Source organism: Sulfitobacter sp. SK011, assembly GCF_003352065.1.
Classification (GTDB): Bacteria; Pseudomonadota; Alphaproteobacteria; order Rhodobacterales; family Rhodobacteraceae; genus Sulfitobacter.
The window spans coordinates 2315557-2329624 of the sequence record NZ_CP025803.1 but is presented as its reverse complement, the minus strand read 5'-3'; the positions used below and the strand labels follow the sequence as shown (position 1 = coordinate 2329624).

General features: G+C 57.8%; 10 protein-coding genes. 5 read left to right on the top strand and 5 right to left on the bottom strand.

What is annotated here, in order from left to right; translation table 11 throughout:
• Positions 1 to 91: 91 nt before the first annotated feature.
• The 3 genes from C1J02_RS11470 to C1J02_RS11460 all read right to left on the bottom strand — a co-directional run bounded on the left by C1J02_RS11470 (position 92) and on the right by C1J02_RS11460 (position 3946).
• A complete protein-coding gene (locus tag C1J02_RS11470; protein ID WP_114878700.1) occupies positions 92 to 1192 on the bottom strand; it encodes an ABC transporter ATP-binding protein in 1101 nt (366 codons plus the stop codon).
• A gap of 130 nt (positions 1193 to 1322) precedes the next feature.
• Positions 1323 to 2699 carry an aminotransferase gene (locus C1J02_RS11465; protein WP_114878699.1) on the bottom strand — a complete coding sequence of 459 codons (1377 nt, stop codon included), beginning with the start codon at positions 2697 to 2699 and terminating at the stop codon, positions 1323 to 1325.
• A 14-nt stretch (positions 2700 to 2713) separates the two neighbouring features.
• Positions 2714 to 3946 carry an aminopeptidase P family protein gene (locus C1J02_RS11460; RefSeq protein ID WP_114880527.1) on the bottom strand — a complete coding sequence of 411 codons (1233 nt, stop codon included), beginning with the start codon at positions 3944 to 3946 and terminating at the stop codon, positions 2714 to 2716.
• A gap of 236 nt (positions 3947 to 4182) precedes the next feature.
• Between C1J02_RS11460 and C1J02_RS11455 the strand changes: the two genes are divergently transcribed.
• On the top strand, positions 4183 to 5370 hold the full coding sequence (locus C1J02_RS11455; RefSeq protein WP_254693089.1) for a M24 family metallopeptidase: 1188 nt from the start codon (positions 4183 to 4185) through the stop codon (positions 5368 to 5370).
• Between the two features lie 5 nt (positions 5371 to 5375).
• Complete coding sequence (gene argE / locus C1J02_RS11450) at positions 5376 to 6533, top strand: acetylornithine deacetylase (RefSeq protein WP_114878698.1); 1158 nt, start codon at positions 5376 to 5378, stop codon at positions 6531 to 6533.
• Here argE and C1J02_RS11445 read toward each other — a convergent pair.
• Together C1J02_RS11445 and C1J02_RS11440 are read right to left on the bottom strand one after the other, a co-directional pair.
• Positions 6525 to 7244 carry an Asp/Glu racemase gene (locus C1J02_RS11445; RefSeq protein WP_368073754.1) on the bottom strand — a complete coding sequence of 240 codons (720 nt, stop codon included), beginning with the start codon at positions 7242 to 7244 and terminating at the stop codon, positions 6525 to 6527. The two genes, argE and C1J02_RS11445, sit on opposite strands and share 9 nt — an antisense overlap.
• 7 nt (positions 7245 to 7251) lie before the next feature.
• Complete coding sequence (locus tag C1J02_RS11440; protein WP_114878697.1) at positions 7252 to 8421, bottom strand: Xaa-Pro peptidase family protein; 1170 nt, start codon at positions 8419 to 8421, stop codon at positions 7252 to 7254.
• A 167-nt stretch (positions 8422 to 8588) separates the two neighbouring features.
• Between C1J02_RS11440 and C1J02_RS11435 the strand changes: the two genes are divergently transcribed.
• From C1J02_RS11435 to C1J02_RS11425, 3 genes are read left to right on the top strand one after another with little or no spacing between them, the layout of a single operon-like run.
• Positions 8589 to 9464, top strand: a complete 876-nt coding sequence (locus C1J02_RS11435; RefSeq protein ID WP_114878696.1) for a cyanophycinase — start codon at positions 8589 to 8591, stop codon at positions 9462 to 9464.
• 31 nt (positions 9465 to 9495) lie between these two features.
• Positions 9496 to 12294, top strand: a complete 2799-nt coding sequence (gene cphA / locus C1J02_RS11430; protein ID WP_114878695.1) for a cyanophycin synthetase — start codon at positions 9496 to 9498, stop codon at positions 12292 to 12294.
• 27 nt (positions 12295 to 12321) lie between these two features.
• Complete coding sequence (locus C1J02_RS11425; protein WP_114878694.1) at positions 12322 to 14061, top strand: Mur ligase family protein; 1740 nt, start codon at positions 12322 to 12324, stop codon at positions 14059 to 14061.
• Positions 14062 to 14068 lie beyond the last annotated feature (7 nt).

Here is a 14068-nt window from a genome sequence, read left to right as displayed (position 1 = left end):
CCGATAAACTCGTAAAGGCAGTGACGTCGGGTTTGATCACCGCCCCTTATTCATCGCGCCCGGTGATGGGGCGGCGACATGACGCGCGCGCCTAAGCGTCCAGCGCGCGGCAATCTTCGGCCTGCCAACCGATTTCGACGGTTGTACCAGGTTCCAAACGCACCTGATTGGGCGCGTTGCGGGTTTTGACGATAAAATTATCATTGCCAGCCACCCGCAGGCGGGTGCGGAAAATATCACCCATATAGATGAATTCCAGCACCTCAGCCTTGAGCGTATGGGAGCCTTTTTTCAAACGCTCCTTTTGGAATTCAACCCGTTCAGGACGGATCGAGACCTGCGTGCGTTCACCGGCCTTGCTGACGTTCACGGGCTTGGCATCGATCAGGCTGCCATCATCCAGTTGGATCAAGGCAACATCGCCGTTTATCTCTTTCACAACGCCCTGTAGCGTGTTGTTTTCGCCGATAAATTGCGCAACAAAGCTGTTTTGTGGTTCTTCATAAAGCTCATCTGGTGGCGCAAGTTGCTGGATGCGGCCATCTTCAAACACAGCGACCCGGTCTGACATGGTCAAAGCTTCGGTCTGATCGTGGGTCACGTAAACAACGGTGATGCCCAGATTGTCAGCGATGTGTTTGATTTCAAACTGCATATGTTCGCGCAGTTGTTTGTCGAGAGCACCCAAAGGTTCGTCCATAAGAACCAGGTCAGGTTCAAAGACCAATGCACGGCTCAGGGCGACACGCTGTTGTTGACCACCGGACAGTTGGGCAGGGCGACGGCCGCCGAATTCACCCATTTGCACCATATCAAGCGCGCGTTTCACCTTCGCTTCGCGATCGGATTTGCTCATGTTGCGCACTTCCAGAGGGAAGGACAGGTTTTCCGCAATCGTCATGTGGGGAAAGAGCGCATAGTTCTGGAAAACCATGCCGATACCGCGTTTGTGGGGCGAGATGTTGTTGATTGGCTTGCCATCCAACAGTATGTCACCATGCGTCGCGGTCTCAAACCCGGCGAGCATCATCAGACAGGTGGTTTTACCAGACCCTGAGGGCCCAAGCATTGTCAGAAACTCGCCTTTTCCAATCGAAAGGTTAAGGTCTTTAACGACGAGGTTCTCGCCATCGTAACTCTTTTGAACGCGGTCAAAAACGACGAAACCGTCGCGAGTGGCTTTTTCAGACAAGCGGCACCTCCCCAGGTGAAAATGTCCTGCCTTTTTTGGCAGATTTGGTGAAAGAGAACACAGGATAAGATGCTTTGCAACAGGTTTGACTACCCAAAAGTCCTGTATTTGCCGAAGAATTCAGCGTTTTTCACTCTTTGCCTAAGACTTCGACAACTGCTCTCGTTGTCTTGGTAATAATTTCATCGGCTTCCATTGTGGTGAGACAGAAAGGCGGGGCAAACCCCAGAATATCTCCTTGTGGCATGGCACGACCGATCACGCCTTTTGCGAGCAATGATGCGGTGATTTGCGGGCCAATTTTCTGATCGGTGGCAAAGAATTCTCGGGTGGGTCTGTCTTTGACAAACTCGAGTGCACAGAGCATCCCGTCGCCGCGAATGTCACCCACGTTCGGATGTGATCCAAGGGCTTCACCCAGACCTTCCTTGAGGTATGCGCCCACAGTGCGGGCGTTTTCAATGAGGTTCAGATCGTCGATCAAACGCAGATTGGCCACACCTGCGGCCGCCCCGATCGGATGCGCCGAATAGGTCCAGCCATGGCCAAGCGGGCCGTTTTCATCGGTGCCGTCCTCCAGTACTTTCCAGACTTTCGCAGACACAATCGACCCCGACAGCGGTGCATAGGCCGATGTGAGGCCCTTGGCGATGGTCATGAAATCAGGTTTCATTCCATAGTGATCCGACCCGAACATGCTGCCCAAACGGCCAAATCCAGTGACTACTTCATCCGCGATCAGCAAGATATCATGCTTGTCCAGCACCGCCTGAATGGCTTGCCAATATCCATCGGGCGGTGGGACAATGCCGCCTGTGCCCAAGACCGGTTCGCCGATAAAGGCTGCGATGGTGTCAGCGCCTTCGGCTGCAATCAGATCCTCTAGTTTCTGAACGCAATCGGCGACAAATTCGGCCTCCGTCTGGTTCAGATCGTCGCGGCGAAAGAAATCAGGCGCTTGGGTGTGGACCACGCCGGACAGCGGCAGGTCAAATTTGCGGTGAAACAGCTCAAGCCCGGTCAGCGATCCGGTCATCAATCCAGACCCGTGATACCCGCGCCACCGGCTGATGATCTTCTTTTTTTCTGGGCGGCCAAGGATGTTGTTGTAGTACCAGATCAGCTTGATGTTGGTTTCATTGGCGTCTGATCCGCCCAGCCCGAAATAGACCTTTGACATATGCTTGGGCGCGCGGTCCATGACCATCTTGGCCAAGGTAATGGAGGTTTCGGTGCTGTGGCCCGCATAGGCGTGGTAATAGGACAACTGGCCTGCCTGCGCAGCAATCGCATCGGTAATCTCGCGCCGGCCGTACCCTGCGTTGACGCAATAAAGCCCTGCAAACCCGTCCAAAATCCGGTTGCCATCACGGTCGATGATATGGCTGCCTTGTGCCCCGGCAATGATCCGGGATGCGCTGTCACCACGGGCATGCTGTGCCAGATGAGTTGAAGGGTGGAAGAAACTTTCCCGGTCCCATTTGTCCAATACGTCGTTCGTCAGCATGCCTTTAAGCCTTTTTAGTCGATGATATTCGCCTCTGGTCCATAGGCAAATTTCGTTATGTTTTCTGTCTGGTTGCCGCCCACGATCAGGATGTCGTGTTCGCGGTATCCGCCTGCTCCGGGGGTGCCTTCGGGGATCCAGATCATCGGCTCCATCGACACCACCATGCCCGGTTCCAGCACGGTATCAATGTCTTCGCGCAGTTCCAACCCGGCCTCGCGCCCGTAGTAGTGCGACAGGATGCCAAACGAATGGCCATAGCCAAAGGACCGATACTGCAACAGGCCCTGATCGGCAAAGAAGCGGTTGATTTCGTCGCAGATGCCCGAACAGGTGGCCCCCGGTCGGATCAGCGACAGGCCCAGTTCATGGGCCGCTACATTTGCTTCCCACATCTTGAGCGATGCTGTGTCAGGTGCGCCCATGAACAAGGTGCGTTCCAAGGCGGTGTAATAACCCGAGATCATCGGAAAGGCGTTCAGGCTCAGGATATCGCCCTTTTGCAGCTTGCGGGTGGTGACGGGATTGTGCGCGCCATCGGTGTTCAGACCTGACTGAAACCAGACCCAGCTGTCGCGCAATTCGCTGTTGGGGTGGGCGCGGGCGATCTCAAGCTCCATCGCGTCGCGGCCTGCAATTGCCACATCAATCTCGCGGGTGCCTTCCGTGATCGCAGCGCGGATCGCGTCGCCGCCGTGGTCTGCTATCCGCGCACCTTCGCGGATCAAAGCAATTTCCTCTTCGGATTTGACCATCCGCGCGGCCATCGTTGCCGGGGCGACATCGACCAGTTCAGGTGCGCCCAGCATGTCATTGAGGGTCTCACGAGACGCAAGGGTCATGTGATCGGCTTCGATCCCCAACCTTTTGGCACCCTTGATCAGGCTGGCCACAGCGCGCCAATAATTGTTGCGCGTCCAATCGGTGTATATCACGTTGTCGGCAAATGACCGGCGCCACGGCTGACCGGCATCAATGTTGGCCGACACAGTTGTGCAGGCACCTTGGGTCACCACACAGCCATAGGGCCGGCCAAAGCTGCAATAAAGAAACCCTGAATAATAGGCGATGTTGTGCATCGAGGTCAGCAGCACAGCGGGGATGTCGCGCTCTGCCATGATCTCGCGCAGCTTTGTCTGGCGGCGCAGGTATTCGGTATCCGAGAACGGCAAAGGGGCTTTTTCGCCGTTGTGGCTGGTAAAGAATTTGACCCGGTCAGTGATGGCGGTGTCGTGATTGTCGGTCATCCAAGTATCCTCAATTCGGGACGGGCGCATAAGCGGCCGATCAAACAAAAAATATCCGGGCGTACAGGATTGATGGCCAGATGGCCAATGGTATGACGAGGGTGCGACGCCATCGCGTGTCATATGGCGTGAATCGTTAAGGGGTGGGTCAGATTCTGTCAACGCACCAAAATATCGTTTGTGAATTGCGAACGAATGGATGATCGTTTGAGGCAGGCCGCAAAGGACAGCTGATCATGAGTGACATGAACCCAACCCCGTTTTCGCCCTCTGAGTACGAACGCAGATTGGCCAAGACGCGCGGCGCGATGGCCGAAGCGGGTCTCGACGTGCTGATTGCCACTGATCCATCCAATCAGGCGTGGCTCACCGGCTATGACGGCTGGTCGTTCTATGTGCATCAGGCGGTGATTGTCCCGCTGGAAGGCAAACCGTTCTGGTGGGGCAGACGGCAGGACGCCAATGGGGCCGTGCGCACGGTCGATCGGAGTAAAACGGATGTTGAATTCTATACCGATGATTATGTGCAATCGACGGAACGCCACCCGATGCAGGATCTGTCGGCCAAGCTGGCAGCGCGGGGTCTGGCGTCCGGGACCATTGGCGTTGAAATGGATAATTACTATTTTTCGGCAAAGGCTTATACGACGCTGCTCACCTCACTTCCTGACGCCAAGATCATGGATGCCACTGCGCTCGTGAACTGGCAAAGGGCGATCAAATCGCATGAAGAATTGGAGTTCATGCGCAAGGCCGCGCGGATATCGGACAAGATCATCCGATTTGCACTGGACCGGGCCGAACCGGGGGTGCGCAAGAATGAACTGGCCGCAGAGATTTATGCCGCAGGGATCAGTGGCGTTGAAGATATATGGGGTGATTACCCCGCGATTGTGCCCCTGATGCCCAGCGGATCAGACGCCGCCGCACCGCATATAACGTGGAATGGTGATGAGATGAAAACCGGTGAAGCGACGTTTTTTGAACTTGCCGGCTGTTATCGGCGCTACCATGTGCCGCTGTCGCGCACGGTGTTTCTTGGCACGCCACCCGATCATATCAAACGCGGGGAAGAGGCGGTTGTCGAGGGGCTTGAAGCGGGGCTGCAAGCAGCACGGGCGGGCAACCGGACCTGCGACATTGCCAATGCACTTGGCGATGCGATGGACCGCGCCGGGATCGAACGCGGCGCGCGCTGTGGTTATTCCATCGGCCTGAGCTACCCCCCTGATTGGGGCGAACGCACCATGTCATTGCGTCCCGAGGATCAGAGAGTCCTGCAACCCGGTATGACATTCCATTTCATGCCAGGTCTGTGGATGGACAATTGGGGGCTTGAAATCACCGAAAGTATTCTGATCACCGACGATGGCCCTGCAAGCACGTTTTGCAACATTGAACGCAAGCTCTTTATCAAGGACTGACCCGCGTGGACCATCTTGAAACCAGCATAAGCGTCCTGTCTGACCTCATTGCATTTCCCACGGTGTCGACGGACAGCAACCTTGCGATCATTGATTATCTTGCGGACCAACTGACTGCGGTCGGTGCCGAGGTCACGCGGTATCATGATGCAAGCGGCGGCAAGGCCAATCTTTATGCCACGCTGGGGCCAGAGCGGGCAGGGGGTATCTTGCTGGCAGGTCATACCGATGTGGTTCCGGTGACCGAGCAACGCTGGTCGAGCGACCCGTTCGAGATGACATCAGATAAGGGACGCCTCTATGGGCGGGGCACCTGTGACATGAAAGGGTTTATCGCGGCCTGCATCGCGCTGGCCCCCGCATTTGCACGGTCGGCGACACGGCGACCCGTCCATTTTGCGTTTACCTATGATGAGGAAACGGGATGCCTGGGTGCCGCTGATCTGGCACAGCATCTGGCGGCGCGCGATGACCGTCCGTCGCTTGCCATCATCGGTGAACCGACATCCATGCGCCTGATCGAAGGGCACAAGGGCTGTTGTGAATATTCCACCCACTTCACCGGGCGCGAGGGGCACGGGTCACAGCCGGAACTGGGGGTGAATGCCGTGGAATATGCGGTGCGCTATATCAACCGGCTGATGGACTTGCGGGCGGATTTACAGAGTCGCGCCCCCAAGAACAGTACCTTTGATCCGCCCTACAGCACGATCAACGTGGGGGCCTTGCATGGCGGAATTGCCCACAACGTCATCCCGGGGCTGGCGACGGTGGATTGGGAAACACGACCTGTTCAATCCGGCGATCTGGCGCATGTGAAAACCACCATGCAGCGCTATTGCGACGACGTGCTTTTGCCACAGATGCAGGCGGTCTGGACTGGCGCGGATATTGTGACCGAAACCATCGGTGAAACGGTGGGGCTTGCGCCGATGACAGATAATGAGGCGCGCGATCTGGTGATGGAACTCACCGGCACAAATGGCACAGATGTGGTGTCATTCGGCACCGAGGCGGGGTTATTCCAAAGCCTTGGCATGGCCGCACTGGTCTGTGGGCCGGGGTCCATCGAACAGGCGCATAAACCGGACGAATATATTGAAATCAGTCAGTTATCGTCTTGTGTTGACATGCTCGAACGGCTGAGCGCGCGGCTAGGCTAGCTCAATCCCGGCCAGATGCGCCATGTGCCATGCCAGCACCTGATTGCTGGAAAACACGGGCTTGCCCAAAGCCGCTTCGATCCTGGGAATGACATCAAGCGTGCGCAGATTGGTGCATGATATGAACACAGCCTCAACCTCGTCTGACGCGCCCAGGGCCATTGCCGCATCAAAAAGCGATTGCTGCGAGATTTTGGCGACCTTGGTTTCTTCGCCTTCGTCAAAGGACCCAAACACAGGCGTCATGACGCCTCGGGTGTTCAGGGCGTTCCGCAACGTCTGGCTGACGGTTTCGATGTAGGGTGACAGGAACGCGATGCGCGATATGCCCTTGGCCTCGCAGATCGCCACCAATGCGCTGAGCGGTTCGGTCACATGGCGCGCGGAACAGCCCGTTTTGACCTGTTCGGCAATCTTGTCCGGGCCAATAACCGCCGTTCCTGAGGTACATCCATAGCCGACCACATCATATTTCAGCGCCGTCGGCAAAAGGCCCGCTGCGGCGGGCAGGGCGGCGGACATGCTGGCGAGGGTATCGGGGGTGACATCCAGACCGCTTGGCACGCGGGTCACATAAAGGCTGATGTCCGGGGCAGCAAAGAGGCGGCGAAAGTCGTGTTCAATGGTCTCATCCGATTGCAAGACCACAAGGCCCAATGTAGCGCGGGTGCCGATAGGGCCTTCGAGGGTATAGGAAAAGGCAGGCATCATCAGCTCCTCACAAGATGGGCAGGTCTGCGCTGGCACGGGGCGACAGGAATTCTGGTGCGCCAGCGGTGATCACGATATCTTCTTCATGCACCAGAATGCGGCCCGGTGCCACATCAATGCCGGGTTCCAGGGTCAGCACCATCCCTTCCTCAAGAACGGTATCATCGCCCGCAATGAACGAGGGCCATTCGGTCAGTTGCATGCCCAATCCATGGCCCAACCGCCCGGCCTCTGACCCGCCGGCACCGCCTGTCACGATCTTGTCCATGGCGTGAAAAATATCGGATGCCCGCGCACCGGGCCGTGCGGCGTCGGCCCCGGCCTGAACCGCCTCCATCAGCCTCGCCTGCGCTGCTTTCGCGGCATCACTGGGCGGACCAATGGCAAAATTGCGATCAAAATCACAGAAATACCCATCCCAGACCAGCCCGGTATCCAGCATCAGGATATCACCGGGAAGCAATGGATCAGGTGTGGCGGGTGAAATCACATCTGCATAGCCATCTGGCCCGGCCCCGCCCGCCAAATACGGCACCCAGTCGGCACCTTCCTCAAGGCACAGGCCCTGAAACCGCCGAAACACCTGATCAAGCGGCACACCTGCGCCCGCTATTTCGCCCACCCGCGCAAAGGCGCGTCCGGAGATCTGGCAGGCGTAGCGAATTTTGGCAATTTCAAGCTCGGATTTCACCATCCGAAGGGCGCGCATGATCCCAGCGTCGCCCGTGATGGCATTTTTGGACACCAGCGCCTTTAGACGCGTAATATCGTCATAGGGCATGCGCACATGGGTCTCGTGGCCCGAAGGCATGCCGATGGATCCGCCATCGCCGCATATTTCCAGCAGCGTATCTGCCAGCAAGGACACGCCATCATCGACCAGATCGGGGGCTGACCATGTGCGGATATCGGTGATCCAGGTTTTGCCCATCAGGGCCGCGCCGATGGACGGGATCACCGCCACAGGGTCGCCGGACGCAGGCACAATCAGGAACCAGGGGCGCGTCGGGCTTTCCCAGAACCGGGTCAGGTATCCGGTGAAATAACGCACCTCGGGTTCGGTGGTGAGCACCAAGGCCGAAAGGCCAGAGGCTTTCATCATCGTCTGGGCGCGGGCCGCGCGTTGTTTATATTCTGCGGTTGGGAACCCGCGTTCGGGCGAAGTGATTGGCGACATCAGGTGCGTCCTTGCGTAATCTGGTTTCTTACTTTGGGGTGATCGCCCGAAAACAGCAAATGAAATAGAAGGCGTGGTAGTTTCCACAAAGGAATGGCATAGGGATCGCAATCAAATCGGGTCGCGACCTGCGATCCGGACCTATGACCAAAGGACAGCGATCTAAAATGTGCCCTGCACCTGTCAGCAAAACCCAGGAACGCGGGTTTATCATTCCCATCGGTGGGGGTGAGGACCGCATCAAAGAAATGCAAATCCATCGCAAGTTTGTCGAGCTTTCGGGCGGCAAAGATGCGTTTATTGTGGTGATCCCAACCGCGTCGATGCTTGAGGAAACGGGTCCGGATTATCACCGTATCTTTTCAGAACTTGGCGCGGGCAAGGTTGAGTATTTGCCGATCAACCACCGCGCGGATTGCGATAATCCTGAGTTTTCGCAAATGCTGGATGATGCCACGGGCATTTTCATGACGGGCGGCAATCAATTGCGGTTGTCAGCCATACTGGGCGGGACCTTGGTGGTGCAAAAAATCAGACGTGCCAATGCCGCGGGGGTCCCGGTTGCGGGCACATCGGCGGGCGCGTCGATCATGTCAGAGCACATGGTCGCGGGCGGGCAGGGTAACGAAAGCCCGGCTGAGGGCACCGTGTCCCTGGCCCCCGGTATCGGTCTGACGAATGCGGTGATCATCGACCAGCATTTCACCCAGCGCAATCGGCTGGGCCGATTGCTGACCGCGACGTCTTTTAACCCCTTTTTGATCGGGCTTGGCATTGACGAAGATACCGCCGCCTTCATCGGCCCCGACAATGTGTTGGAAGTTGTCGGCAGCGGGACAGTCACCGTGGTGGACGCCAACCATCTGACCCATTCGTCGATGTGGGCTGCAAACCCGGGCGAGGCACTGAGCCTGCTTGGACTTCGTCTTGACGTTTTGGGCGAGGGGTGCCGTTATGACCTGACGGCCCATATTGCCTATGCGCCGGATAAACATATGGCATTCTGTTCTCTGCCTGCGGCGGATGAAAACACGTCCGATTGACGGGATGCCCTGAACCGGTGAGGAAACACGCGTGAAGATAGTCTCGACCAATGTTTTTGTCGGCCCCAACGTCTGGGCAGGTTTTCCGGTCATCCGGCATGTCATTGACTTAGGACTTCTGGAAGACTGGCCTTCGGCCAAGATTGGCACAACCTTCATTGACGGGTTGATTGCGGCATTGCCGGGACTTGCCGAGCACGGCTGTTCTTATAGCGAGGCGGGTGGGTTCATTCGCCGGCTGCGTGAGGACGAAGGCACATGGCTGGGCCATGTTCTGGAGCATTGCGCGCTTGAGGTGCAGAATGTTGCCGGCACCGATGTGACCTTTGGCCGGACGCGCGGCACCGGCGCACTTGGTCATTACAACATGGTCTATCAATACCGCCAGCGCGATGTCGGTCTGGCGGCGGGCGATCTGGCCTTGCGGTTGTTGATGCATCTGCTGCCGGACGACTTGAAGGCGCAGCTGGACTACAAATTCGACCCGGATTTCGATTGGGACGACGAATTGCGCAGCTTTGTGCTGCATGCGCAGCGCAAGGAATTTGGCCCCTCAACCGGTTCGCTGGTCAAAGCCGCCGAAGACCGTGACATTCCCTGGATCCGCCTGAACCAAGGCTCTCTTGTGCAATTCGGTCATGGCAAATTTCAACGCCGCATTCAGGCGACCATCACCTCTGAGACCAAGCATATCGCGGTTGAGATTTCCTGCGACAAGGAAGACACCCACAACCTGCTCAACGATCTGGGCCTGCCTGTGCCCCAGCAACGCATGGTCTATAGCCCGCGTGGCGCGGTTGAGGCCGCCAAAACCATTGGCCATCCCGTCGTGCTCAAGCCGCTGGATGCCAACCACGGGCGCGGCGTGTCGATCAATCTGCGTACCGACGAAGAGGTCGAGGCCGGCTTTGCCGAGGCCAAGGAACATTCCAGAAGCAGCGCCATTCTGGTTGAAAGTTTTATCACCGGGTTTGACCACCGCATGCTGGTGGTCAACAACAAGCTGGTTGCGGTCGCCAAGCGGGTGCCGGGCCACGTGATCGGCGATGGCAAAAGCACGATCAGCGAATTGGTCGACATCGTGAACCAGGACCCCAGGCGCGGGATTGGCCACCAAAAGGTGCTGACCATGCTCGAGATCGACAATCAGGCAAAGCGCCTGATCGCTGATGCCGGTCATACGGTTGAAAGTGTACTGCCAAAGGGAGAGGTGTTTTACCTGCGTTCCACCGCGAACCTGTCGACAGGTGGCACGGCGATCGATCTGACCGATGTGGTGCACCCTGACAACCGCGATATGGCCGAACGCGCGATCATGGCCGTGGGCCTTGATGTGGGCGGCGTCGATTTCCTGATCGACGACATCACGCAGTCTTACAAAGATATTGGTGGTGCAATTGTTGAAGTGAACGCCGCACCGGGGTTCCGGATGCACGTGGCCCCATCTGAAGGACAACCGCGAGATGTCTCGGGCAGGGTGATCGACATGTTGTTCCCGCTGGGACAGGAAAGCCGTATTCCCATTGCAGCGATCACCGGGACCAATGGCAAGACCACAACCTCGCGGATGCTGGCGCATATCATGAAAGCCAGCGGCAAGATCGTTGGCCTGACCTCAACCGATGGTGTCTATGTCGATGGCAAGCTGAGCGTCAAAGGCGACATGACCGGCCCCAAGTCCGCGCAAATCGTGCTGCGCGATCCCAAGGTCGATTTTGCCGTGATGGAAACCGCGCGGGGCGGGCTGGTGCGCAGTGGTCTGGGCTATCAAAGGTCCAATGTGGCGGCCTGTCTCAATGTCTCGGCCGACCATCTGGGTCTTGGTGGCATTGACACGGTCGAGGAACTGGCCGTGGTCAAACGCGTCGTGATCGAAAGTGCAACGGACGTGGCCGTGCTGAACGCGGACGACATCAACTGCCTGAAAATGGCCCCTTATGCGGATGTGAAGTCGATCCTTTATGTCACCGCGAACCCCGGCCATTCGCTGGTCAAGGACCACATCAAGGCCGGCGGCAAGGCGATCGTGCTGGAAAGTGCTATGAACGGCGACATGCTGACGATCTACGACAACGGTTTGCACATGCCGGTTTTGTGGTCGCATCTGATCCCCGCCACGCTTGAAGGCAAGGCGATGCACAACGTGCAAAACGCCATGTTCGCCGCCGCGATGGCCTATTGCTTTGGCGTCGATCTGGACAATATCCGCCATGGGTTGCGCACCTTTGACACCAGCTATTTCCAGGCACCGGGGCGGATGAACGTCTTTGACGAACATCCCTTTAAGGTGATCCTTGATTATGCCCATAACCCTGCCGCCTTTGGGGCAATGGCCGATCTGGCGGACCGGATGGACGTCAAGGGGCGGCGCATTGCTGTTCTGGCCGTGCCGGGTGACCGCCGCGATCAGGACGTGGCCGACGCGGCGCGTATTCTGGCCGGGCATTTTGACCACTACATTTGCAAGGCCGACGACAACCGCCGCCGCCGTGGACATGATGAAATCCCACAGATGCTGCGCAGGGAACTGATCAGCAACGGCGTGGCCGAGGATGCCATCACCGTGATCCCCGACGAAACCGAAGCGGTAGACGCCGGTCTTGAAATGGCAGGGCAGGGCGATCTGCTGGTGATCTTTGGCGATAATTCTGCGCGCTGCTGGAAACAGATCATCTATTTCAATGCCCCTCAGGTTGATGACGATGCACCTCCTGTTGTGCCAGTCCCCGCACCTGCCTCGTTTGAAGAGGTGTTTGACAACGACCAGAACATTGTCAGCGATGCGCGTGGTGTGTTGTTGGCCAAGGTCCAAGTCGAAGATGCCGATTGACGCCGATTGGCACCGGGGGGACGCGTGATGGACCGCATTGAAGCGTTAGAAGACGCGCTGACACTCACCTGGGCACCGCTGGATCATGTCCGCATCTCTGACGCGCGCCGTCTGACGGGACCGGGGATGATATGGGACCATCCAGGGGCGGTCATTGATGCGTTTGTGCAGGGGGATGCCGGCGTCGTCGCCGATGCCTGGGGTCGCCATGCCCGCCGGGTTTTGGATGCCTGTGGCTGGCCACAAGAACAGGTTGCCACTCGGCTGTTTCAGGGTGGTGTAAACCTCGCCCTCTCGGCACCGATGGATCAGCTTTATTCGGCGATATTTGTCGCTCAAACCGCTTGGCATCTCTGTGCTGCCGAGCTTTCGGGCACGGCACCACAGGCGTTTGACGCGATGATTGCCGATCTCAAATCAGTAATGGCGCAAGAGGCTGACCCGGCTTTGATTGCGTTGATCCGTGCAGCGGCAGAGCATGACGTTGATGTGCTCAGCGATGATGACGCGGTGTCGATTGGCCATGGGATCGGTGCGCAGACTTGGCCGATCGGTGAAATCCCAACGCCCGAAGATGTGGATTGGACAGCGCTGCACGACATCCCCGTCGCGTTCATCACCGGCACCAATGGCAAAACTACCACAACGCGCCTGTGCACCGCAATCGCGCAGGCCGCCGGTAAAATGGCGGGGCTGACCTCGACCGATATGGTGCGGGTGGGGGATGATATTCTGGACCGTGGTGATTATTCCGGGCCCGGCGGCGCACGCATGCTGTTGCGTGACACCCGCGTTGAAATCGCCTGTCTTGAGGTGGCGCGTGGTGGGATCTTGCGGCGCGGCCTGCCCACCAGACGCGCCCGCGTTGCCGCTGTCACCAATGTCGCGCGCGATCACCTTGGGGAATACGGCGTGAATACGGTGGCCGAACTGGCGCAAGCCAAGTTTGCAGTGCACCGCACATTGCCTGCGGATGGCATTCTGGTTCTGAATGCAGATGACCCTGTCAGCGTGGTCGAGGCTGCACATGTGGACAAAACCATTTGCTGGTTTTCTCTGAGGTCTGACGCCCCTCAAATCGTTCAGGCACAAACCAAGGGGACGCCATGTGCCTATCTCGCCGAAGGCGACCTGATCTATTTTGACGGATCGACGGCAACAACGGTAATGGCGGTCGCGAATGCGCCCATTACGTTGGGTGGGGCTGCACAATACAATGTTCAGAATGTTCTGGCCGCCATTTGTGTGTCCGTGGCGCTGGGTATCCCTTGGGCTGCGATCACATCAGGGTTAAAGGGCTTTCGGCCCGATGCGCGCGACAATCCCGGTCGCTGCAATGAATTTGAATTCAATGGTGCACGGGTCTTTGTCGATTTTGCCCATAACGTCCACTCCATATCAGCCATATCGGGGACGCTGGCATCGCTCACCGCAAAGCGCCGCTATTTGATGCAAAGCCACCCCGGCGACCGGTCTGATGAGGATATCCGTGCAGGTACCACCGCAGCGCTGATGTTTCGTCCAGACAGCATGGTTGCGGCCGAACTGCCCAACCATTTGCGCGGCCGTGAGCCGGGAGACGTGCCAGACCTGATTGCAGCGGCGGCAAAGGCCGGTGGCCTTGCCCAGATCGACCGCGCCGCCACCCCGGCAATCGGCGCGCGCATGATCCTTGATCAACTGCACCCCGGCGATGTCGCGCTGTTGCTGGTCCTATCGGACCGCGACGAGGTGTTCGAAATGTTGCAGGGGGCCAAAGCGCAATGAAAAGGCG

What these genes read in the sequence shown, in the direction of transcription:
- C1J02_RS11460 (WP_114880527.1), bottom strand. Translation starts at nt 3,946, where the DNA reads ATGACCGACAATCACGACACCGCCATCACTGACCGGGTCAAATTCTTT.
- C1J02_RS11425 (WP_114878694.1), top strand. Translation starts at nt 12,322, where the DNA reads ATGGACCGCATTGAAGCGTTAGAAGACGCGCTGACACTCACCTGGGCA.
- C1J02_RS11455 (WP_254693089.1), top strand. Translation starts at nt 4,183, where the DNA reads ATGAGTGACATGAACCCAACCCCGTTTTCGCCCTCTGAGTACGAACGC.
- C1J02_RS11445 (WP_368073754.1), bottom strand. Translation starts at nt 7,244, where the DNA reads ATGATGCCTGCCTTTTCCTATACCCTCGAAGGCCCTATCGGCACCCGC.
- C1J02_RS11465 (WP_114878699.1), bottom strand. Translation starts at nt 2,699, where the DNA reads ATGCTGACGAACGACGTATTGGACAAATGGGACCGGGAAAGTTTCTTC.
- C1J02_RS11435 (WP_114878696.1), top strand. Translation starts at nt 8,589, where the DNA reads ATGTGCCCTGCACCTGTCAGCAAAACCCAGGAACGCGGGTTTATCATT.
- C1J02_RS11440 (WP_114878697.1), bottom strand. Translation starts at nt 8,421, where the DNA reads ATGTCGCCAATCACTTCGCCCGAACGCGGGTTCCCAACCGCAGAATAT.